The sequence below is a fragment of the Tessaracoccus luoxuelianae genome, from assembly GCF_054483915.1.
In genome coordinates this window covers 947499-967613 of record NZ_CM137013.1, presented here as the reverse complement: position 1 = coordinate 967613, position 20115 = coordinate 947499, and the positions used below count along the sequence as shown (strand labels likewise).

Here is a 20115-nt window from a genome sequence, read left to right as displayed (position 1 = left end):
GCGATGTCCAGCGAAGCGGCTCGCGTCACGCGTGGCGCCACCCGCGACGACGTCGCACGCCTCGCGGGGGTGAGCTCAGCGGTGGTGAGCTACGTGGTCAACAACGGTCCGCGTCCGGTGGCCCCCGCCACCCGGGCGCGGGTCCTCGACGCCATCGACAAGCTCGGATACCGCCCCAACGCCGCCGCGCGCTCGCTGATCATGGGTCGCTCGGACCTGGTGGGGCTGATCGTCCCCGACGTCCGGAACCCCTACTTCGCGGCGCTCGCGCAGGCCGTCGAGGTGGAGGCGCGGGCGCAGGGCGTCAACCTGGTGCTGGCGCAGGGGCCGACGGGCCACCTGGATCAGTTGATCGAGTCACTCAGTGGGCACCTGGTGGCCGGGATCATCACCGCGGCGGTGCCTGAGCCGGCCGCCATGGCGGTCGTTCTGCGCAACAAGATCACCATGGTCCGGCTGAGCCTGGTGCCGCCCGACGTCGACGACACGTCGGTGTACCCGGACTTCTACGCCGGCGGACGCGAGGCGGTGCGTCATCTCGTCGAGGTCCATGGGCATCGGCGGATCGCGCTGATCGCGGGCTCGGACACCCTTGACAACCACCGCGTCGTCGACGACCGCGAGCGCGCCTGGCGTGACGTGTTGGGCGAGGCCGGTCTGCCCACCGATGCCCTCCTCCGCGTCAACTGGTCGTCGGCAGGAGGCCGGGAGGCGGCGTCGCGTCTGGTGCGCGACTTCCCGGACTGCACCGCGGTGTTCACCATGTCGGACCAGCAGGCGATCGGACTCATCGCCGGCCTGAACGCACTCGGCCGCACCGTCCCCGACGACATCGCCCTCACCTCCTTCGACGGCTCACCCGAGGCGGAGTTCACCGTCCCACCGTTGACGACGGCCGGGGTACCCATGGGAGCGATGGCCAAGGCGGCCGTCCGTCAGTTGCTCCACCCGGGCGGCGCGGGGCAGGTGTTTCGGCCGGAGCTGATCCTCCGGACGTCCTGCGGCTGCTGAGCCGAAGGTGACCGACGGCTGGGCCTGCGAGGTCCCCATCGCGCAAGCTCGGGGTCCGGCATCCGCCTTCAGCCACTGACGCCCCGGGATAGGCTGACCCGAAACCGATCGCCGGGGGTGCTCTGATGACACGACGCTGGATTACGGCTCTGACTCTGTGCGCCTTCGCCACCGGGTGTAGCGCCTCCATCACGCTGGGGGGAGCCTCGACGGCACAGCCCCAGCCGTCGCGAGCCGACGCGTCCACGGCCACCACTGCTGCGAGTTCCGTGGCCGCGACACCTGACGAGCCAGACTGCGCGCCGGACGCGGCCTTGGCCGGACACCTGAGCGCACCCGACGGCACCCAGTTGCCGGTCGACACCACCTTCGACAAGAGCTGGCGGCTGGTCAACACTGGCTGCGGCAGCTGGCCGGAGGGTACAGAACTCATCCACCTCGACGGAGACCTCAGCCCCGCCGGTCCAACTCCTACAGTTCGCCCGATCGTGCCCGGAGGGACTGCCGACATCACCGTGAGCGTGACGACGCCGGGCGAGCCCGGGGACCACCGGGGGGCGTGGCAGCTGCGAGCGCCGGACGGGAGACAGTTCGGGACGATCCTCACCTCTGAAATCGTGACCGTGGCGGACTCAACCGGGACGGGGACGGTCCTCGTCCCGCTCCAGCCCATCCCCGTGTTTCCGAGCATCCTCGTGCCTCAAGGCTTCCCGTCAGCTGGCGCCACCCCCACGGCCAACGCCTCGGGATCCACGCCTTCCGCCGATGCCGACGAGGTGCGTCGGGCCGTCTCGCTGCGGGTGGATCTCACCGTCATCGACCGCAACACATTCAGCTCCGACAAGACGAAGGAGTTGATCTTCATCGAGCCGGACATTGTGCTGACCTCGCTGCGCCCCACCGATTCCTACACGCACGAGCTCTGCGCGGGAGGCGAGACATCGGTCAAAGTCGTCACGGAGCTGTCCCTCGTCGATCACGTGGTCAACGCCAGGTCTGCCGCGACACTCTCCGTGGGGTCGAGCTGCGTCACCGGCACCCCACGGGACACGCGGGTGTACAACCTCGTCGCCGGCGATGGGCAGACAGTCGCGACCTCGGGGTGGGGCTCGGTGTCGGGCGGCGCCTACGACATCGCCCTCTCGTTGGCCAACGAGCCGTGGCAGCGCTGATCAGTGGAGATGCCGGCCGATAGTTGCGCGGCACGACTTTTGGCCCGCCGTCATCTGTGCCCCGGCGCACCGTTCGACATACACCGGTGGACGCACGAGCGCAACGCCCTACGCTGGATGGACGTCACCGAACCGGAGGTCTGGACATGTCAATCCGCCCACAGTCCCGCCTGCTCGCCCTCACCGCCGCCCTGGCCCTCGGCGTCACCGCCTGCGGAGGGGCCGACGATGCGCCCGCCGCCAGCGACATCGCGTCGGAGGTAGGCGCCGCGGCCTCGTCAGCGGCCGCCGATCCGGGCAGCGTATCGGTCGATGAGCTGGAGGAGAACGCCTCTGAGATGGCGGAGGACTTCTCCGACATGGCCGACAACCTCGAGGGGCAACAGACCGGCGGCTCTGCCTCCCTCACCATCGGCGATGAGACCTGGGACTTCGACGGCGTCCTGTGCGCGTTCGGCCCGGACGAAATCGGCCAGGAGGGAGCCGAGTTCGTGCTGTCCGCGATCGCCGACGGCGTCCAGTTCTACCTGTCCATCGACGAGTTCGGGCACTCCGCCAGCATCCACGACGTCGAGAACTTCGAGGATCCGACCGTCAGCTGGGACTCCGACACGAACGCGGACGAGTTCATCAACCTCAGCGGCAAGGAGCCCAGCGGAGAGGTGGGGTTCGTTGACTATGAGACCGACCTCATGGAAGCGGTCCCGGGAAGCTTCGAGGCGACCTGCCCGTGAGCCGTCTTCCGCCGGCTGAGGAGCCGCCCCGATGGCTGAGGAGCCGCGCAGCGGCCTGCCCCGTTGGCTGAGGAGCCGCGCAGCGGCCTCGAAGCCTCTAAAACGTAGGCCGACAAGGTCACTTTTCTGAGCTTCGAGGCTCCTCGCTTCGCTCGTCGCGCCTCAGCCAGCGGGTGTGGCCTGCCCCGTTGGCTGAGGAGCCGCGCAGCGGCCTCGAAGCCTCAGAAACCTGAGCCGCCGGGCTGCGCGGTGGCGAGACAGGGTGCTCGCGGAGTGTGGCCTCAGCGTCGGTCTACCATCCCTGAATCCACACTCTGTGGAGGGGTGGCAGGTCAGAGGGCCGACAACCGCTCGTCGAGCCGGGCCCGGACGTGCGGAGGCACCCCGAAGAGCACGTCAGTGAGGCGGCAGCCGTCGGTCCAGGCAGTCCTAGCGAAGAAGCCGTCGGCGTAGCCGGCCGAGAACCCGGCCAGCTCCTCGCGGATCGCCGCGACCGCCGCCGGCCGGTCCACCAGATCCGCCAACGTCGAGCGCACCGACAGCGACCCCGCCGCCTCGCGGAACCGTGGGTACTGCGACTCGAAGTGGTGCGCACCCGAGCTAACCTCGACTGGGTCGAGGCCAGGAAGCCGCACTTCCGCGGTCGCGTTCGCGGGCACCACGACGTCGACCACGACGCTCAACGAGCCCAACCTCCAGCACATCCTGGCCGACCTGCTGCCGGCCGAAATCTGGAAGCTGAGCGCCGCGACCCTCGACGCCGCGTCGGCCGCTGCCGGGGTGTCGCGGTACCGGGCGGGCAACGTGGCAAAGCTGGAGGAGATCGACGGCTTGGAGGACGGGTTCGAGGCGGCGCATGTCGCGGCACGAGCCGCGATCAAGGCGGTTCGGCCGGATGTCCCGGTAGGCCTCTCCATCGCGGTGGCCGACGACGTGGCCCTGCCGGGCGGGGAGGCGCACCGCGACCGTGTGCGGGCCACCTGCTACGGGCGCTGGCTCGAGCTGGCGAAGAGCGACGACTTCGTCGGGGTACAGAACTACGAGCAGGCGCTCTACGACGCCTCCGGGCGGGTGGCCCATGGGCCGGCGGCGGAGCTGAACGGGATGGGCTCGCCGATCTCCCCCGGGTCGCTCGAGGGCGCGGTCCGCTACGTGGCCGCCGCGACGGGGGTCCCGGTGCTGGTCACCGAGCACGGCCTCTCCACCGAGGACGACGCCCAGCGGTGCGCGTTCATCCCGGAGGCCCTGACCGGTCTCGACCGTGCGATCGCCGACGGCGTCCCCGTCCTCGGGTACTGCCACTGGACGTTCCTGGACAACTTCGAGTGGGTCTCGGCCTACGGCCCGAAGTTCGGGCTCCACGCGGTGGACCGCGACACCCTGGAGCGCACCCCAAAGGAGTCGTCGCGGGTGTTCGCGGCCGAGATCGCGTCCCGCTCCGCCGTCTCCGTCTAAGGGCCTCGCAGAGTGGTGATCCGTGGATGGCAGACCGTCCGCGAACCCCCACCCACCGCCACCGGTCGAGCCGGGACACGACCCACCCGACGCCGGTTGAGCCGGGACGAGCCGCGAAGCGGCGCCGCGGCTGCCTCAGTCTGCGGTGGTAGTGATGTGTCCCCCAGACTGGCTTGGATTCATCGACCCGCTGCTGCCGCGCGCCTACCCCTCGCTTCCCGGTGGAAGTTGATCGGCGTGCGCTCGAGCACCAGAGTGCACATCGTCGCGAGGAAGCGACCAGGGTCCAGCTCGTCGGGCACCGCGCCGCGGTCCAACCTCACCGCGGGAAGTGCGGCCAGATCCGCATCCGTGGCTTCAGCGCTGTCGGTCGGGTCCACCGCCAGTGGCTCCGCGACTCCCGGTTCCAGCGGACCCGCCGGGGCATCCTCCGATGCTGTCCCCATCACGCCCATCGTCACCGACGGAATGATCAGGCCGACAGCATCGTAGGCATCCGCCTCACGGCCGAGCTTCCCGAGGAGGTCAATCAGCCAGCGGGCGGTGTCCGGCTCCTGGTCGAGCGCACTGGACCCGAGGCTGTAGAAGAATCCGAGGGCGGCCTGCGGGTGACGAGAGCGCAGGTTCTTCGCGTCCCCGTAGCTCTCTTCAACCCGGTTCGCGGCGTTCTTCCCGAACGACGAGTCCATCCGCTTGGTGGAGATCATCAGTTCCGGACCCGTTGCCCACGAACTCATCACCACGTCGACCTGTTTGACGTAGTTCTTGCCCAGAATGTTGGCCGACGTCGATCCACCAGCGCCGCGCACATTGATCCGCTCCTGCGCGTCTGCCCGCTGTTTCGCCGGAAGCGCAGCTACGAAGCTGACCACCTCGTCGGGGAGCACCCTGGGCGCGACGGCGCGGGGCCACACTCTGTTGGGATCGAACCCAGCCCGACGAAGATCGGAGGCCACCCACACATCGAGGGCCAGCGCGGGTACGCCCGACTGACTCGCTGCGATGAGGTGAGCCGGCACCGCCAGCAGCTTCGCCAGCGTGGCGTAGTCCGGCTCAAACCTAACGCCGCCCCCACCGTCCACGTGCCAAGGATTGACGTCACGGAGTTGAGCGGTGGCGACGATTCGGTCGAACAGGGCCCACGCCCTCATGCGCAGTGAACTCACAGGTTTCCCTTCGTGGAGCGACTTGTGGCCCGGGTGTGCCTGCGGCGCGACAGGATGTCTCGGGCCTCCCGAATCGCGGGCAGAGCGGCGCGCTCCCCTCGTGCCACTCCCAGGAGGATGTGGTCTACGATCTGCTGCGCCTCCATCAGCCTCCCCTGCGAGAGGATTCCGCGGAGGGTCGGCAAGGCATCCCTGAGCTGATCGGAGTGCTGCCGGACCAGGGCCGGGGCGGGAACGAGCAACGCCGCAGCCTCCCGTGGCTCCATCTTCAGCACGCCGCCGCCGTAGGCGCGGCCAGCCGTCTCTGCCGACAGAGCAGTCACGCTGTTGAGGGCGGCTACCGCCGCCACATCGGACAGACCCTTGAGCTCCTGGCCGAGATACAGGCCGTGCACCGAGTTGACGTAGCGCAGTTGCCCAGGGTTGGCCGCCAGCTGCGGCGTCCCCTGGTTCATGTAGGTGAAGAACAGGTCCGGCGGAGCAGGGAGGGGCGTCCGCCACCACGGCGAGCGGACACGGCACTTGTAGGCCTGGTCCACCCCGGCGGCCTCTCCTGCCGCGATGTATGCACGCCCAGCGGAGGACGGAACATCCGGTCTGAACATCAGCGTCTTCGCGCCTCTCTCGCCCAGATCACCATGCTCGGAGAGCCCGAAGGCCAAGGATCGAAGATGGCTCGACCCCGGGGGCGACACGCGAATCGTGTCCTCCGCCGTGAGCCCGAGCTCGCGAGCCGTCGAGGGACTCAGCAGGAAGTACTTGTTGTTACCAGTAACGGCGCCGAGGCTGAGCCTCCCCCATGCGGCCAAGGGAGCGAAAGTCCCCGCGGTGGTCAGTCGATGCAGCGCCCGCGTAGCCTCGTCCGAGACCAACGCGGTTGTCCACCGCTGCCCCGGCAGCACGTCGAGGATCGTGTCGAAGATCACACTGTGCAGATCCTCGGCCTCATCGACAATCGCGAAGGACACATGGTTCGTCCCGCCACTTCCTTCCGCAAGGAGGAGCAGCGCCTCGGTCTGGACTCCCGGGAAGACCTGCCGATCGATCAGCGCAACACTCACTCGGCCGAAGCGTTCCAGGAGGAAGTCTCGGACCTCCTGACCGTAGTTGGCGGAGAGAAGCTCGGCTGGGAGCACAAGGGCCAGACGGCCGCCCGGAGCGAGATACCCCGCCGTGTGGACCACGAAGGGGGCCCACGAACTCGCCAACTTGCTCAAGCGCACCCCTTGAGCCAGTGCTGCCGCGAGTCCGGTTGCACGCGCCTGGCCTGTGAAGCCCTGGTATCTGACGTAGGGCGGATTGCCCACGACGGCGTCGAAGCCGGGGGTGGCCGTCGTCGCGAGGAAATCGCCGACGTTGACCTCTCCGGGATGACCACGGGCTTTCAGTAGCTCGCGCGCGTCTCCGGCGGACTCAGGATGCAGCTCGTGGGCCACCACCGGCGTGGCGCCACCGAGCGTCTGCAGACGGTGCACGGCTGCCTCGAGAATCGCGCCATCGCCGCAGCTGGGCTCGAGGACACGGTCCGTCGGTTGCCGGATGGCCCAGCGGCACAGGAATTCCGTCACTTCGGGTGGCGTGAAGAACGCGCCGCGCGCCTTGCGCGCCGCCGCGGTGTCCCTGATGGGTTCAGTGGTCACTCGGTCCTCCTGCCGCCAACCCTACAGACCACACTCTGGCGGACGGCTCTGACATTTCCCGATCCACGGTCCCAGGGGATCCCGCAGCGGCGGGCCTGGCTCCGCGGTCGGCTCAGCCAGCGTCGGCAGGAGTGAGGTGTCCCGGGCCAGGGACTCGGTTCACCGCTTCGGCCTCCATCAACTCGACGCCCAACGGGCCCGGGTTGTAGGCGACCTCCCACCGGACCCCGTCCGGGTCGGCGAAGTACCCGCTGTATCCGCCCCAGTCGCGCTCCTGCCCGAGGGAGACCGCGGACGCTCCCGCGGCCTCCGCCTCGGCGAGCACCCGGTCCACGTCCTCGCGACTCGGCACGTTGTGCGCGAGTGTGAACGGCACCAGCCCGTCGCCGCGGCTGATGGGGCCCACTTCGGCTTCGAACTGGTCCTCATCCCACAGCGACAGCACGAGCGTCGGCGACAGTCGCACCATCACGATGCCGTCTGCCTCGAAGGCGGGAGCCCAGCCCAGCCCGTCGACGTAGAAGCGTCGGGCGGCCGCGACATCGGTCACGGCGAGGGTGATGAAGTTCACACGAGCGTCCATGCCCCGACGCTAGACCACTCGGACGCGTCTTCGCAGACACCGGACCCTGTGCGCAGCGTCCTCGCACACCGCCGGCGTCTTCGCAGACCCAGTACGGTGTGCAAGGAGACCGGCGGACCCGCGAGGACGACCCGGCCGGCCGGAGTAGCCTGAACGCATGAGCGCCGAAGTCGCCGCCTGCCGCCGCATCTCCGTCAAACCCGGGGAGGCCGACAGCCCACGCGTGGAGCACGCCGACGGCGTGTGGCGGATCCGCTCCACCGAGGCCGTCCGGCAGATCCTCCGCGAGCGCGACGCCACCGCCCAGGCCGGGTTCAACTCCGAGGCGATCCCCGAGGGCACCATGGCCAACGAACCCATCCTGTTCATGGACGGCGCGCCCCACCGCCTCCAGCGCAGCAAGATCGCGCGCTACTTCGCGCCGAAGACCGTAGCGGCGAGGTACCGCGAGCTGATGGAGTCGCGGGCCGACGCCCTCGTCGCGGAGATGGTCACCAAGGGTGGAGCACAGCTCGACGACGTGTCGCTGCGGTACTCCACGGAGGTCGCGGCCAAGGTGATCGGCCTCACCAACTCCAACCTCACCCGCATGGCGCATCGCCTGGAGCGTCTGTTCGACCAGCCGTCCTTCGACCCGGCCTCGGCTGAGCCGGAGGGCCGCGTCGCGAGCACCGTGCGCCAGCTCCGAGGCAGCGTCCCGATGCTGTGGTTCTACCTCTGGGACGTGCGCCCCGCCATCCGCGAGCGCCGCAAGGCACCGCAGGAGGACGTGATCAGTCATCTCCTCAAGGAGGGCTACGCCGTCCCCGCCATCCTCATCGAATGCGTCACCTACGGCGCCGCCGGCATGGCCACCACCCGCGAGTTCATCTCCATGGCGGCCCTCCACCTGCTGCGCGACGACGCCCTCCGCCAGCGCTACGTCGTCGCGGTCGAGGCTGAGCGGTACGCCATTCTCCACGAGATCCTGCGGCTCGAGCCCATCGTCGGGCATCTGTATCGGCGCGCGCAGCACGAGTTCACGTTCACCGACGGGGACCAGACTCACACTGTGGCCGCGGGCGACCTGCTGGACCTGTTCGTCCGTCAGGCCAACGCCGATCCCGCCACCGTCGGCGACGCGCCACTCGACCTGTGCCCGGGCCGGCCGCTCCCCCGCGGCATCGGCCCGGAAGTGATGAGCTTCGGCGACGGCGCCCACAAGTGCCCCGGCAACGCGCTGGCCATCCAGGAGTCCGACATCCTGCTCACCCGGTTGTTCGCGCACCCGGTGCGGTTGGTTCGGGAGCCGCACCTCGGCTGGGACGACATCATCTCCGGCTACGCGCTGCGCGACGTGGCGGTCGCCGTCGGCTGACCCGTCCGCCTCAGGGCTGCTCGGGCAACGACCGCGGGCTGCGGCTCCGCCACGCCCTCCAGGCGCCGGTGGACCACAGGGCCCAGGCCACCAGCAGCGGCTGGAAGAAGAGGCGCACCAGGCGGCGTTGTCGCTGGTGAGGCCGAAGGCGTCGGTGCCCGTCACGTACTGCGAGATGTTGCCCGGGAAGATCGCGACGAAGAACGCCGCCGTCGTCCACCCCACCGCCGGCCGCAGGCGACGCGGCGCCAGGACGAGCGCCGCCCCGAGGCCCACCTCGACCACACCGGAGGCGACCACCACGAAGTCCGGGTCCAGCGGGAGCCACGGCGGTACCTGGGCCTGGAACTCCCCCCGCAGCGTGGTGAGGTGACCGATCCCGGCGCCGACCAGAGCGCCGCCGAGCAGGAGCCGGCCGGCAGTCCTGAGGAGGCCGGAACGGTGGTCGGTGGAGGGGGCGGCTGCGCGCTTGGATGACATTTCTCGAGTATCCCGCACAACTAGAGTTGGCCCGTGACTACCCTCTACGGATTCTCCGCGTCGACCCTCTCAGGCCGCGAGCAGTCGCTGTCCGAGTACCGGGGCAAGCCCGTTCTCGTGGTGAACACGGCCTCCAAGTGCGGCTTCACCCCCCAGTTCGCAGGGTTGGAGAGGCTCTACTCAGCCCACTCCGCCCATGGGCTGGAGGTGCTGGGCTTCCCCTGCGACCAGTTCGCCGATCAGGAGTTCGACGACGCCGCCCAGATCGCCGAGTTCTGCTCACTCAACTACGGAGTGACCTTCCCGATGTTCGGCAAGGTCGACGTCAACGGTGACGACGCGCACCCCCTGTTCGCGTGGCTGCGGGCGGAGGCCCCCGGCCCGCTCGGCGATGCCATCGAGTGGAACTTCACGAAGTTCCTGGTCGACCGAGAGGGTCGCGTCGTGCGTCGCTACGCCCCCAAGGTCGAGCCGTCATCCATCCAGGCCGACATCGCCGCCCTGCTGTGAGCCACTCCCCTGACCGCCAATCGCTCATCGCGCTGCCCCTCGTGGTCCTGATCGGAGCGGTCGTGGCGCTGGCGGGCAGCCAGGGCGGGGCCACCGTCGCTGGATTCCCTGTCTTCGCCATGGCGGTCGCGGCCGCGTTCGTGATCCAGTGGGTCGTGTTCGTCCCTTCGTTCGCGGCGCAGACCGAGCGCTTCTTCGACCTGACCGGCAGCCTGACCTACATCTCGATCACTCTGGTGATCGTCCTCCTCACACCCGCGGTCGACGCCCGGGCCGTGCTGCTGGCTTCCCTGTTGCTCGTCTGGGCCGCGCGGCTCGGCACCTTCCTGGTCCGGCGCGTCCACAGGGCCGGCAAGGACGACCGCTTCGACGAACTCAAGCCGTCGGTGGTCCGGTTCCTCAACGTGTGGACGCTCCAGGGCCTGTGGGTGACGCTCACCGCAGCCGCCGCCTGGGTGTCCATCACCTCGGCCACCCGGGTCGGGCTGGACCTATTCGCCCTGGTCGGGTTCCTGGTCTGGGCCGTCGGCTTCGGGATCGAGATCGTGGCGGACCTGCAGAAGAGCCGCTTCAACGCCGACCCCGCCCACAAGGGAAGATTCATCTCCACCGGCCTGTGGGGACGGTCAAGGCACCCCAACTACTTCGGCGAGATCGTGCTCTGGACCGGGGTCGCGATCATCGCGTTGCCCACTCTCGAGGGTTGGCAGTGGGTCGCGCTCATCTCCCCCCTCTTCGTGGCGCTTCTGCTCACGAAAGTGAGCGGCGTCCCGCTGCTGGAGCGAAAGGCGGATGCCAAGTGGGGCGGACAGGCCGACTACGAGGCGTACAAGGCGAGCACCCCCGTCCTCGTCCCCAAGCTCCGGTGAGCGCGACCACCCCCTCAACGGCGGCCACTACGGGCTGCAGTACTGTGCGCCCGTGATCACTCAGCGCCCGCCCCTCCCCGTCCTCGCCTGGTCCGTGGTGATCTCAATCCTCGTCACCGTCGCCAGCGTCTCCGGGCTGCTCCTTCCGTGGGTGTATGCCCAGGAGACGGCCAACTGGGCGCTGCAGGCCCGGGGTCAGGACGTCGGCAACCTGCTGGCGGTGGTGGCCCTGATCGCATCGGCGGTCCGGTTCCGCGCGGGTTGCCTCCGCGCCGGGTTGGTCTGGCTCGGGACGCTGCTGTACCTGATCTACGCCTACATCGTCTACGCCATGGCGGTGCACCTCAACGCGCTGTTCCTCGTCTACGTGGCGGTCCTCGGCCTCAGCGCCTACGCCGTCGTTTTCACCGCACCCGCCCTCATCGCCCGCGACACGAGCTTTCCCGACGGTGGACGACGCACGCTGGCCGCCTGGACCATGATCGGCACCGGCGCCCTCTTCGCCCTGCTGTGGCTCAGCGACCTGGTGCCCGCCCTGCTCACCGGCCAGGTGCCGGCGAGCCTTGCCGAGGCCGGCCTGTGGGTGAACCCCATCCACGTGATCGACCTCGCCGTGGTGCTGCCCGGATTCATCCTCGCGGGCGTGGCGGCGCTGCAGGGCCGCAGGCACGGCCTGTTCTGGCTCGCCCCCTGGCTCGCGTTCTCCGTGCTGATGGGCGCCAGCATTGTCGCGGCGATGCTGCTGATCGCCGCGGCCGGATACCCCGGCACCCTGCCGCCCACGCTGATGGTGTCGATCGTGGTGGCGGCCAGCGCGGTCGCGCTCTGGCGCTACCTGCGCGCCATCTGACCTCCAAGTTGCACGGCGGGGCCAATGCCGCGCCTGGCCTGCACGGATGATGGCCATGCCTATCGAAGGCGCCGGTGCGCGTGCCAGACTCGGGCGAGGAGGCCGTCGGACGGGCGGCCGAACAGGAGGACAGCATGCCGCACGGAGACATCACCCACATCGACATCCCGGTGACCGACCTCGACCAGGCTCAGCGCTTCTACAGCGAGCTGTTCGGCTGGCAGATCGCGGAGCCGCCCGGCTTCGAGGGCTACCCCATGTGGCAGGCCCCCAACAAGATCAGTGGCGGAGGACTGGCGCCACGCAGTGAGGGATTCACGCAGCCGCGGTCCTACGTCGAGGTGGACTCGATCGACGAGGCCCTCGCCAAGGCAGAGGAGAACGGCGGCCGCGTGCTCATGGCCAAGGCGCCGATCAGCGAGACCAGCTGGTGGGCAATCTTTGAGGACCCCTTCGGCAACCACGTCGGTCTGTACGAGGGGACGACGGACACGCAGGCTCCGGAGGCCTAGGACTCACGCCCCCGGGGGCGAACTTCCCCCGAGGCGATGCGGGTGAGTTCGTCCCCGAGCGCGCGGCCGGCCACCGGCACCGGAAGGGCCTCTGCGTCGGCATGAACGGCCACGCCCAGCCGGCCCGCGTACGACATGGCCGCCACCCCGAACCTGACGTTGCCCTGGATGACGGCCACTGGCCACATCCGCTCCACCGGCGCTCCGGCCACCGTCAGCAGCCGGTCGGGTCCGCGGACGTTGGTGACGAACAGGGCGATGAACCGCTGCCGCCTCGCCAGCCAGGCGAACAGCCGCGAACCCCACCTGGTGCGTGTCAGTTCGAACGTGCCCTGGGCGCGGGCCTCCGCCTTCGCGGCCCGGGTCAGGGCCGCGATCCGGGTCAGCCGCGGCACCGAACCCGGCACGCCCATGGCGAGCGGCACCAGCATCACCCCCACGGCGTTGCCGGAGTCGCCCCGTCCCGGCAGCGCCACCGGGACGCTCGCGGGCAGCATCGGCGGCACCGGATGGCCGTCGGCGCGCAGCGCCGCCTCGGCCGCGACGGTCACCGCCGCGAGCAGCGCGTCGTTGACGGTGGCGCCCACACCCTTGGCCGCGCGGGAGAGCGCTCCGAACTCGACGTCGGCGAAGGCCACGCCTCGCTGGGGACCGATCGGTCCCAGCAACACGGTGGGCGGGACCGTGGCCCTGAAGATCGATGACACGCGCGTCACCCCGGTGGCGACCGCCTTCCAGCGCGGCCGACGCGGCTGCGGGGGCTCGACGGTGGGCGCGGGGGCAGCAGCCGGCGCCCCGGGGGCAGTGTTCGGCGACGCGTCGTCGCCGAACAGGTCCTGCAACAGCCTCACCCCCGCGACACCGTCGGCCACGCAGTGGTGCGCGCGAAGGATGATCCCTGGGCCGTCGGTCCCTGCGCCCGGGACGATCAGCAGCTCCCACAGGGGGCGGTCGAGGGGAAGCGGGTGTGTCATCAGGGTTGCGGCCATGCCCGCCAGGCCATCTAGCCCGTCGACCGGCGCAGCCTGCCGGACATGCCACGTGAGGTCCGGCCGGCAGTCCTCCCACACCAGGGAGCGCCCCTCGTCCTGGACGCGCTGAGTGAACCGGACCAGCCCCGACGACGAGCTGTCCCGAAGCCTGGCTGCGAGGTCGGCTCGGAGGAGGTCGAGGTCAGCCTCGCCGGCCGCGGACACGAAGCCGCCGACGCCGAGGACTCCGACCACCAGGGGCACGTTGACCTGGTCCGGCGAGTCCATCACCAGATTCGAGGCGTCCGAGGCGCTCAACCGCTCGCGCTCACCCGGCATGGGCCGTCGTCCCGAGCCGCATGAGCTTCCATCCCACCCAGCCGAACCAGATCGGCAGCAGGAGCCCGTAGATGAGGTACGCGGGGCCGATCATCGGGCGGAACGCCTCGCTGAACAGGCCGATCACCGCCGTCACGATGCCGAACACCGCCAACGCCCGGCCGAACATGCCCTGCCACATCACCAGCGACAGCACCAGGATTCCGGCAGCAGTCAGGATCCCGGCCCAGGAGACGGCGTTGGTGGCCGCGATCAGCGCATCCGCCGCGCTCACCAGCCCGTCGCGCTCGGCCTCGCTGCCCAACGCCGCATAGGAGTCACTCAGGACCACGAGGCCGCCGTGCAGAGACTGCGGGCTGCTGCCCAACGCCAACGCGATGGTCTCCGACGCGATCCCGACGAGCCCCCCGATGGCCGCCAGTCCCTTGTTGACCGCGGCGAGGGCCACCGCCAGGGCGCCGAACACCACCAGCGCCGGGACCGCCAGTCCGACGAAACTCACCAACTCCACCAGGTAGACCGCCCTGTGGGCGGAGATGTACTCCAGCAGGGCGCGCCCTTCAGTGGGCGGGACCGGCGCGAGGAAGACCAGGGTCACCGGCACCAGGACCAGCAGCACGAACACCACAGCGGAGATTCCACCGATCCTGTAGAGGGGTTGCCAGGACAGGTCGGGGCGGGCAGATGCCATACGACGATCCTGCTCCCGCCCTCAGGGGCCGTCAAGGGCCCACGGCGCCGCCGGCAACTTCACACCGAACGCACCTCGAAAGCGTCGACGTCGCCTGCGTGGCGTGACACACTCAGCGCCACCAAGTGACTGGTGAAGGGGTGCTGAATGGAGGACTTCACGTTCACCGCCGAGCTGTGGCGCTGGTCAGGCGACGCGGCCTGGCGGTTCGTCAGTGTCCCGTCGGATCTGGCCGACGAGATCCGGATCGTGTCGGGTCCGCCGCGTGGGTTCGGGTCGGTGCGGGTGGAGGTCACCGTCGGCGCAACCACCTGGCGCACCTCCGTATTCCCGGATTCCACTGCCGGCACCTACATCCTGCCGATGAAGAAGGCCGTCCGCGTCGCCGAGGGCCTCGAGGACGGCGACGAGGTCGCGGTGGCGCTGCGGCTCGTGGAGTGACCGGCGCGGCCCGTCCAGCACAAGGACCTCGCGATGGCGGCGGCTGCAGAGGACGGGGTACAGACGCCCGACAACGGGGTATTCCCCTATAGGAATCCCTGCTGGTCAGGCTAGGTTCGCCTTGCCAGGCACATACCGGGCTTGCGTCCTAACCTCAAGGAGCACCACATGGAAAGCGCCGAACACGCCTGGATCGGGGACCAGCTCTCCCTCCACTTCCCCGCGACAATCACGCCGGCCAAGGGCCTTCCGTTGGCGTTGCCCCTCCCCGGACTGCCGGCCGGAGCACGCCTCACCTACGGACAGACGATCGCTCTGGCCGGGGACTTCTTCGGGGTGGTCGGTGCGCCGATCAGCACCGCCACCGACCGGCGGGCCGCGTTCACTGCGGCCTTCGCCAGCCTGGGTGCCAACTGGAGCCAGACGCTGCAGATCATCTCGATCATGGCCGAGGAGATCCGGGCCATCGACGCTGCGCTCGCCGCGAAGAAGGACCCCTCGACCGCCTACGCGGTGCTCGGCGACTCCCTGTCGATGCGCTGGAACGTGGTGACGGGGGGCGAGAACGTGGGTGACCTTCCAGTGGTGATGGGCCGGTACCTCCAGCTCGCCGCCGAGAACTGGGACCACTTCACCGAATACGCCGTCGCCGCCTACTCGGCGGGACACGAGCTCGCGATGGAGCACGCCGCGGCCGTCCCTGGCGAGTCAGCGGCCCAGGCCGAGACCCGGATGCAGGAGGCCTATGCCCTCAACGCGTTCGCGGACCACTTCCTCACCGACCTGTTCTCGGCCGGCCACCTGCGCGCCCCGCGCAAGGAGCTGTCGGAGCAGGTCGCCACCCCGATCCCCGGGATGAGCGGCACGATGGGGAGCCTCCTTGTCCGCTGCATGCATGATGAGGACTCCCACAACGGACTGAAGGTGAGCAACGCCGCCGGGAACTCCTGGGTGGCGTACGGGGACAAGCGGCTGCTCGACGCCGTCTCGGGGGACAACCGCGCCATGGTGGTCCGCGCCACCCAGGCGTCCGCGGACGACGTGTGGAGCGCCCACCTCGGCGGCCAGCACCAGTACACGGCGCTGGCCTTCATTCCGGACCTCGTGCGGGTGGCAGACGTCTCGACGAAGGAGAACTTCTCCCCCCTCTTCCACCGCGACGGCGCCACCGGGGTGGTCCAGCGCCGCAACGACGTGAGCAACCGCAGCGACTTCTCGTGGACCTCCGACTGGTGGGGATGGAGCACGTGGGCGGCGATCATGGCCGGCCAGTCCAGCGCCTTCGCCCCAGTCAAGTGCTACAGCCTTTCCAGCGGGGCGTTCCTCGGCTGGCTCGGGGTCGGCACCAACAACTATGTCGTCCTGGTGGGCGATGAGAAGCAGGCCCACGGGTTGGACTGGTACGCCTATGGCAACGACCTCTACCTCCGCAAGAACACCAGCCCGGCGTACCGCTACATCGGCGAGGGCGTCTACAGCTACGCGGACTGGGGCCTGTGGGGAGGCAACTACAAGAGTCCCGTCATCTACAACCCGGACTCGACGCTCACCTTGAAGGGCGCTCCCGGGCGATCGCTCTATCTGTACAAGGACAATCAGCTCTGCTGGTCCAACGGCGAGACCGACCTCAACTTCGTGCGGGTGGAGCTGCCCTTCGAGGACCAGTACGCGACGTTCTGACCCCTCACAGTCATTGCAGCGGTCCTCGGGGGCCGGGAGCGGCGTACCCCTGCAGATCAGGGGCGCCCGTCTCCGCCGGGCGCCCCTGCGTCAGGTCTCCTCGCCGTAGGCTGTGGCCATGGCTGGGCTCCGGGCGTTGGGCGAGGATCTGTACGTTGTCGAGGGACCGGTCGTGCGCGACATGGGGATCGCCTTCACCACCCGGATGACGGTGGTTCGGCTGGGCGACGGGTCGGTGTGGATCGCCTCACCGGTCCCTGCGCCATTCGCCACGATCGCAGAGATCGCCGCATTGGGCCCGGTCCGCCATCTCGTGTCGCCCACCCCCCGGCACTACTGGCGACTCCACGCCTGGCATGCACTCTTCCCGGAAGCAGAGCTGTGGTCGAGCCCGATCACGGCGGTCACTCTCAAGAACGGTGACCTCCCCAAGGCCGAAATCCTCGGGCAGCATGCACCGGAGGCCTGGGCCGGCGACCTCGACCAGGCCATCGTCCGTGGCAGCGCGCTGGTGAGCGAGGTGGTCTTCTTCCACGCCGCGTCCCGCACCCTCCTGGTGGAGGACCTCATCCAGGCGCACGAGCGCCACCCAGGACACCCCCTCCGCAACGCCCTCATCGCGCTGGGTGGGGTGGCGGCCCCGCGCGGCGGCGTCGCCCGCGACATCAGGCTGACGTTCCGGGATCGCGCCGCGGCGCGCCAGTCGATCCGCAGGATCCTGGAGTGGGACTTCGATCAGGTCGTCGTGGCGCACGGGCCGGTGATCACCCGAGACGGCAGGCGAATGGTCGAGGAGGCATTCTCCTGGCTGGGCCCCGGTGACTGAGTCCGCGCTGGTCAGGAGAATGATGGTGTTCACACACGACAAGGCCGGGCGCGTGGGCGCGAGCGACGGCGCGGCAGATCCACGGGAATCGACGGCGGCTGGAGGCCGGTCGGCGCTGACGCTGAGCTTTGACGCACCTGCTGCCACGTTGGAGTCCTGCGGCGGGAAGGGCATCAACCTGGTGCGGCTGACCCGCGCAGGGTTCAGGGTGCCGCCGGGTTTCGTGGTGTCCGCGGCGGCGTATCGCCTCTTCGTCGCCGCAAACGACCTGACGACTCGGCTCGGGGACATCGTCGCGGGGGTGGATCCGGGCGACGCGGCCGCGCTGGAGGCAGCCTCGGGCCTGATCCGGCGGGCCTTCGCCGACGGCGCGATCCCCGTCGAGGTGGTGGGGGCGGTGCGCGCGGCCTGGGAGCAGACGTTCGAGCCGGACTCCGCACTGGCGGTGCGTTCGTCGGCGACGGCCGAAGACCTGCCGGACCTGTCGTTCGCGGGGCAGCAGGACACCTTCCTCAACGTGGTCGGCCTCGACGCCGTGATGGAGGCCTTGGTGAGCTGCTGGTCGAGCCTGTGGACGGCGCGCGCCATCGGCTACCGGGCCCGCAACGGCATCCCCCACGACGGTGTGGCGCTCGCGGCGGTGGTTCAGCTGTTGGTTCCGGCGCAGGCCAGCGGCGTCCTGTTCACCGCCAACCCGCTCACCGGCGCACGCACCGAAACCGTGATCGACGCGACGTGGGGGCTGGGCGAGGCGCTGGTGTCGGGCCAGGTCGAGCCCGACCACTTCGTCGTCGACTCCGAGACCGGCCGGATCAGCCGATCGGTGGGCGCGAAGGCGGTGGTCACGACGGCTCTTTCGGGCGGCGGGGTGACCACCTCTGCACGGGAGCCCGACCCCGGGCTGTCGCTGAGCGATGCCGAGGTGCGCGAGTTGGTGGCCCTGGGGCGATCGGTGGCCGACGAGTACGGGACCCCGCAGGACCTGGAGTGGGCCATCGCCGATGAGGCGATCTACCTGCTGCAGGCGCGCGCCATCACGTCGTTGTACCCAGTCCCCACCGGGGGAAGCGAGGCGCTGTGGTTCTCCTTCGGCGCCATCCAGGGGATGCTGCAGCCGATCACGCCCCTGGGGCGTGACGCGATCTCGATGATGCTGTCGGGGGTCACCGAGCTGGTGGGGCCCCGGGTCGACCTGGCGAGGGCCGGCTACCTGACGCCCGCGGGTGAGCGCCTCTGGATCCGGATCGACGGGATTGTCCGTCACCGGCTGGGCGGCCGGATCCTGCCCAGGGTGTTGCCCATGCTGGAGCCGAGCTTCGGCGAGATCCTGGCCGGGTTGGCCCGTGAAGCCGGGTGGGCCCCCAGGCCCGGCCGCCCGAGCTGGGCAACCGTGCGGGGGCTGGCGAGGCTCGTGGCCCAGGTGGTGCCGCAGATCCCGGGTGCGGTCCTCGCTCCGGCGCGTCGACGCCGTGGCATGGATGCCAGGATGGCCGCACTGCTCGCCGAGGCGCAGCGGCGGGAGGCCGAGGCCGGCGCGGACGAGGATCCGTGGGTGCGCCTGGCCGCGCGGACGCGGGCGATGAGGGCGACCTTGGAGGGGTTGTTCCCGGTTGTGGTGCGCGCCTTCATCCCCGTCATCGGGCCGGGCATGGCCATGATGGTCCGCGTGAAGGCGACGGCGCACGAAGCCGGCGATGAGGCACAGGTGTTGGCGATGGAGGTCCTCCGCGGGCTGCCCGGCAATGTGACCACCGAGATGGACCTGGCCCTGTGGCGCACGGCCGCCGACATCCAGGCGGAGCCGGCCTCGTTGCGCGCGTTCGAGGAGCTGGAGGCCGCCGAGCTGGCCGACCGGTTTGCGGCGGGTCAGCTCCCCACCCAGGCCCAGGGGGCGGTGGCGGCCTTCCTCGCGGAATACGGGATGCGTGGCGTCGGGGAGATCGACCTCGGGGTGCCCCGCTGGCGGGAGAACCCGATCGACGTGATGCGCAGCCTGCAGAGCTACACGCAGATCCGCGACCCCGAGCAGGCGCCCGACGCCGTGTTCGCGCGCGGCGCGGCGCGCGCCGCTCGGGCCAAGGACGAGTTGTCTGCTCTGCTGATCTCCTCCGGCGGTGGGAGGGCCCGCGGGAGGGCGGCCAGCGCCCGGTTCATGATCGGGAGGATGCGCACTCTCCTGGGCGCCCGGGAGACGCCGAAGTTCACGATGATCCGTGCGCTCGGGCTGGTGCGGGAGGGGCTGCTGGCCAGCGGCGGGGACCTGGTGCGCGCCGGTGTGCTGGACCGTGCCGAGGATGTCTTCTTCCTGCACGTCGACGAGCTCGAACGACTCCGGGCGGAACCGGCCGAGGTGTGGAGGTCTGTCGTGGCCGCGCGCCGCGACCTCGCGGACCGCGAGCGCCGACGTCGGCAGGTCCCGCGGGTGATCGCTGGCGACGGCCGCGCTTTCTACGAGGGGGTGGGCAGCGTCGACGGGGCGATGAGCGGGAGCCCCGTGTCGCCTGGGATCGCGGAGGGTCTGGTCAGGGTGGTGTTCGATCCCCAGACCACCCACCTGCTGCCCGGGGAGATCCTTGTCTGCCCCGGCACGGACCCGGCCTGGACGCCGCTGTTCCTGTCGGCCGGCGGCCTCATCACCGAGGTGGGCGGCATGATGACCCACGGCTCGGTGGTGGCCCGCGAGTACGGGATCCCCGCAGTGGTCGGCGTCCACCAGGCCACCGCGAGACTCCACACCGGGCAGCGGATCCGCCTGGACGGGATGACCGGGACGATCGAGATCCTCGACGAGGCCGTGGACCCCGCCCCTCCCGGCGAGTGAGGTGGTC

Annotated in this window: 19 protein-coding genes and 1 pseudogene; 13 read left to right on the top strand and 7 right to left on the bottom strand. The window is 69.9% G+C overall.

The genetic code is table 11. The features are described 5' to 3' along the window. Nucleotides 1-3: 3 nt before the first annotated feature. The 3 genes from ACX1D1_RS04070 (at nucleotide 4) to ACX1D1_RS04060 (ending at nucleotide 2917) form a co-directional block, all read left to right on the top strand. Entirely contained in the window at nucleotides 4-1011 is a 1008-nt protein-coding gene (locus tag ACX1D1_RS04070; RefSeq protein ID WP_459056039.1) for a LacI family DNA-binding transcriptional regulator, read from the top strand. Between the two features lie 269 nt (nucleotides 1012-1280). Further along, nucleotides 1281-2183, top strand: a complete 903-nt coding sequence (locus ACX1D1_RS04065) for an NBR1-Ig-like domain-containing protein (RefSeq protein WP_459056038.1) — start codon at nucleotides 1281-1283, stop codon at nucleotides 2181-2183. A 146-nt stretch (nucleotides 2184-2329) separates the two neighbouring features. Continuing rightward, entirely contained in the window at nucleotides 2330-2917 is a 588-nt protein-coding gene (locus ACX1D1_RS04060) for a hypothetical protein (protein ID WP_459056037.1), read from the top strand. A 332-nt stretch (nucleotides 2918-3249) separates the two neighbouring features. Here ACX1D1_RS04060 and ACX1D1_RS04055 read toward each other — a convergent pair whose 3' ends face one another. Further along, the gene (locus ACX1D1_RS04055) at nucleotides 3250-3720 is read right to left on the bottom strand and encodes an alpha-L-rhamnosidase C-terminal domain-containing protein (RefSeq protein WP_459056036.1); all 471 of its coding nucleotides are present in this window, start codon (nucleotides 3718-3720) and stop codon (nucleotides 3250-3252) included. A gap of 1 nt (nucleotide 3721) precedes the next feature. Here ACX1D1_RS04055 and ACX1D1_RS04050 point away from each other — a divergent pair, with 1 nt between their 5' ends. Then, nucleotides 3722-4372 (top strand): family 1 glycosylhydrolase, encoded by a 651-nt coding sequence (locus tag ACX1D1_RS04050; protein ID WP_459056035.1) that lies wholly within the window; start codon nucleotides 3722-3724, stop codon nucleotides 4370-4372. Between the two features lie 179 nt (nucleotides 4373-4551). Here ACX1D1_RS04050 and ACX1D1_RS04045 read toward each other — a convergent pair whose 3' ends face one another. The 3 genes from ACX1D1_RS04045 to ACX1D1_RS04035 form a co-directional block, all read right to left on the bottom strand. Beyond that, a complete protein-coding gene (locus ACX1D1_RS04045) occupies nucleotides 4552-5523 on the bottom strand; it encodes a hypothetical protein (protein WP_459056034.1) in 972 nt (323 codons plus the stop codon). Nucleotides 5524-5534: 11 nt separating this feature from the next. After that, nucleotides 5535-7178: an N-6 DNA methylase gene (locus ACX1D1_RS04040; RefSeq protein ID WP_459056033.1), complete on the bottom strand. Its 1644-nt coding sequence runs from the start codon at nucleotides 7176-7178 to the stop codon at nucleotides 5535-5537. 112 nt (nucleotides 7179-7290) lie between these two features. After that, on the bottom strand, nucleotides 7291-7761 hold the full coding sequence (locus ACX1D1_RS04035) for a VOC family protein (RefSeq protein ID WP_459056032.1): 471 nt from the start codon (nucleotides 7759-7761) through the stop codon (nucleotides 7291-7293). Nucleotides 7762-7918: 157 nt separating this feature from the next. Between ACX1D1_RS04035 and ACX1D1_RS04030 the strand changes: the two genes are divergently transcribed. Next, nucleotides 7919-9118 carry a cytochrome P450 gene (locus ACX1D1_RS04030; protein ID WP_459056031.1) on the top strand — a complete coding sequence of 400 codons (1200 nt, stop codon included), beginning with the start codon at nucleotides 7919-7921 and terminating at the stop codon, nucleotides 9116-9118. A 10-nt stretch (nucleotides 9119-9128) separates the two neighbouring features. Here ACX1D1_RS04030 and ACX1D1_RS04025 read toward each other — a convergent pair. Beyond that, nucleotides 9129-9598 (bottom strand): annotated as a pseudogene (locus ACX1D1_RS04025) (DoxX-related protein). 33 nt (nucleotides 9599-9631) lie between these two features. Between ACX1D1_RS04025 and ACX1D1_RS04020 the strand changes: the two are divergent. The 4 genes from ACX1D1_RS04020 (at nucleotide 9632) to ACX1D1_RS04005 (ending at nucleotide 12339) form a co-directional block, all read left to right on the top strand. Continuing rightward, nucleotides 9632-10108 carry a glutathione peroxidase gene (locus ACX1D1_RS04020; RefSeq protein WP_459056030.1) on the top strand — a complete coding sequence of 159 codons (477 nt, stop codon included), beginning with the start codon at nucleotides 9632-9634 and terminating at the stop codon, nucleotides 10106-10108. Further along, entirely contained in the window at nucleotides 10105-10977 is an 873-nt protein-coding gene (locus ACX1D1_RS04015) for a DUF1295 domain-containing protein (RefSeq protein WP_459056029.1), read from the top strand. The genes ACX1D1_RS04020 and ACX1D1_RS04015 overlap by 4 nt, the downstream gene beginning before the upstream one ends. 52 nt (nucleotides 10978-11029) lie before the next feature. Next, a complete protein-coding gene (locus tag ACX1D1_RS04010; RefSeq protein ID WP_459056028.1) occupies nucleotides 11030-11827 on the top strand; it encodes a hypothetical protein in 798 nt (265 codons plus the stop codon). Between the two features lie 80 nt (nucleotides 11828-11907). Continuing rightward, complete coding sequence (locus ACX1D1_RS04005; protein ID WP_459056027.1) at nucleotides 11908-12339, top strand: VOC family protein; 432 nt, start codon at nucleotides 11908-11910, stop codon at nucleotides 12337-12339. Here ACX1D1_RS04005 and ACX1D1_RS04000 read toward each other — a convergent pair. Both ACX1D1_RS04000 and ACX1D1_RS03995 read right to left on the bottom strand, forming a co-directional pair. Further along, a complete protein-coding gene (locus ACX1D1_RS04000) occupies nucleotides 12336-13649 on the bottom strand; it encodes a wax ester/triacylglycerol synthase domain-containing protein (protein WP_459056026.1) in 1314 nt (437 codons plus the stop codon). The two genes, ACX1D1_RS04005 and ACX1D1_RS04000, sit on opposite strands and share 4 nt — an antisense overlap. Then, a complete protein-coding gene (locus ACX1D1_RS03995) occupies nucleotides 13639-14340 on the bottom strand; it encodes a hypothetical protein (RefSeq protein ID WP_459056025.1) in 702 nt (233 codons plus the stop codon). Before ACX1D1_RS03995 ends, ACX1D1_RS04000 begins: the two co-directional genes overlap by 11 nt. 147 nt (nucleotides 14341-14487) lie before the next feature. Between ACX1D1_RS03995 and ACX1D1_RS03990 the strand changes: the two genes are divergently transcribed. The 4 genes from ACX1D1_RS03990 (at nucleotide 14488) to ACX1D1_RS03975 (ending at nucleotide 20108) form a co-directional block, all read left to right on the top strand. Then, nucleotides 14488-14781, top strand: coding sequence for a DUF1905 domain-containing protein (locus ACX1D1_RS03990; RefSeq protein WP_459056024.1), 294 nt, complete (start codon nucleotides 14488-14490; stop codon nucleotides 14779-14781). 168 nt (nucleotides 14782-14949) lie between these two features. Beyond that, a complete protein-coding gene (locus tag ACX1D1_RS03985) occupies nucleotides 14950-16461 on the top strand; it encodes a hypothetical protein (RefSeq protein ID WP_459056023.1) in 1512 nt (503 codons plus the stop codon). Nucleotides 16462-16579: 118 nt separating this feature from the next. Continuing rightward, the gene (locus ACX1D1_RS03980) at nucleotides 16580-17287 is read left to right on the top strand and encodes a DUF4336 domain-containing protein (RefSeq protein ID WP_459056022.1); all 708 of its coding nucleotides are present in this window, start codon (nucleotides 16580-16582) and stop codon (nucleotides 17285-17287) included. A 22-nt stretch (nucleotides 17288-17309) separates the two neighbouring features. Beyond that, on the top strand, nucleotides 17310-20108 hold the full coding sequence (locus ACX1D1_RS03975) for a PEP/pyruvate-binding domain-containing protein (RefSeq protein ID WP_459056021.1): 2799 nt from the start codon (nucleotides 17310-17312) through the stop codon (nucleotides 20106-20108). Nucleotides 20109-20115 lie beyond the last annotated feature (7 nt).

Excerpts from the sequence above, each read along its gene's own strand:
- ACX1D1_RS04070 (WP_459056039.1), top strand. The coding sequence starts at position 4 with ATGTCCAGCGAAGCGGCTCGCGTCACGCGTGGCGCCACCCGCGACGAC.
- ACX1D1_RS04060 (WP_459056037.1), top strand. The coding sequence starts at position 2,330 with ATGTCAATCCGCCCACAGTCCCGCCTGCTCGCCCTCACCGCCGCCCTG.
- ACX1D1_RS04045 (WP_459056034.1), bottom strand. The coding sequence starts at position 5,523 with ATGAGGGCGTGGGCCCTGTTCGACCGAATCGTCGCCACCGCTCAACTC.
- ACX1D1_RS04035 (WP_459056032.1), bottom strand. The coding sequence starts at position 7,761 with ATGGACGCTCGTGTGAACTTCATCACCCTCGCCGTGACCGATGTCGCG.
- ACX1D1_RS04030 (WP_459056031.1), top strand. The coding sequence starts at position 7,919 with ATGAGCGCCGAAGTCGCCGCCTGCCGCCGCATCTCCGTCAAACCCGGG.
- ACX1D1_RS04000 (WP_459056026.1), bottom strand. The coding sequence starts at position 13,649 with ATGCCGGGTGAGCGCGAGCGGTTGAGCGCCTCGGACGCCTCGAATCTG.
- ACX1D1_RS03995 (WP_459056025.1), bottom strand. The coding sequence starts at position 14,340 with ATGGCATCTGCCCGCCCCGACCTGTCCTGGCAACCCCTCTACAGGATC.
- ACX1D1_RS03990 (WP_459056024.1), top strand. The coding sequence starts at position 14,488 with ATGGAGGACTTCACGTTCACCGCCGAGCTGTGGCGCTGGTCAGGCGAC.
- ACX1D1_RS03985 (WP_459056023.1), top strand. The coding sequence starts at position 14,950 with ATGGAAAGCGCCGAACACGCCTGGATCGGGGACCAGCTCTCCCTCCAC.
- ACX1D1_RS03980 (WP_459056022.1), top strand. The coding sequence starts at position 16,580 with ATGGCTGGGCTCCGGGCGTTGGGCGAGGATCTGTACGTTGTCGAGGGA.
- ACX1D1_RS03975 (WP_459056021.1), top strand. The coding sequence starts at position 17,310 with ATGGTGTTCACACACGACAAGGCCGGGCGCGTGGGCGCGAGCGACGGC.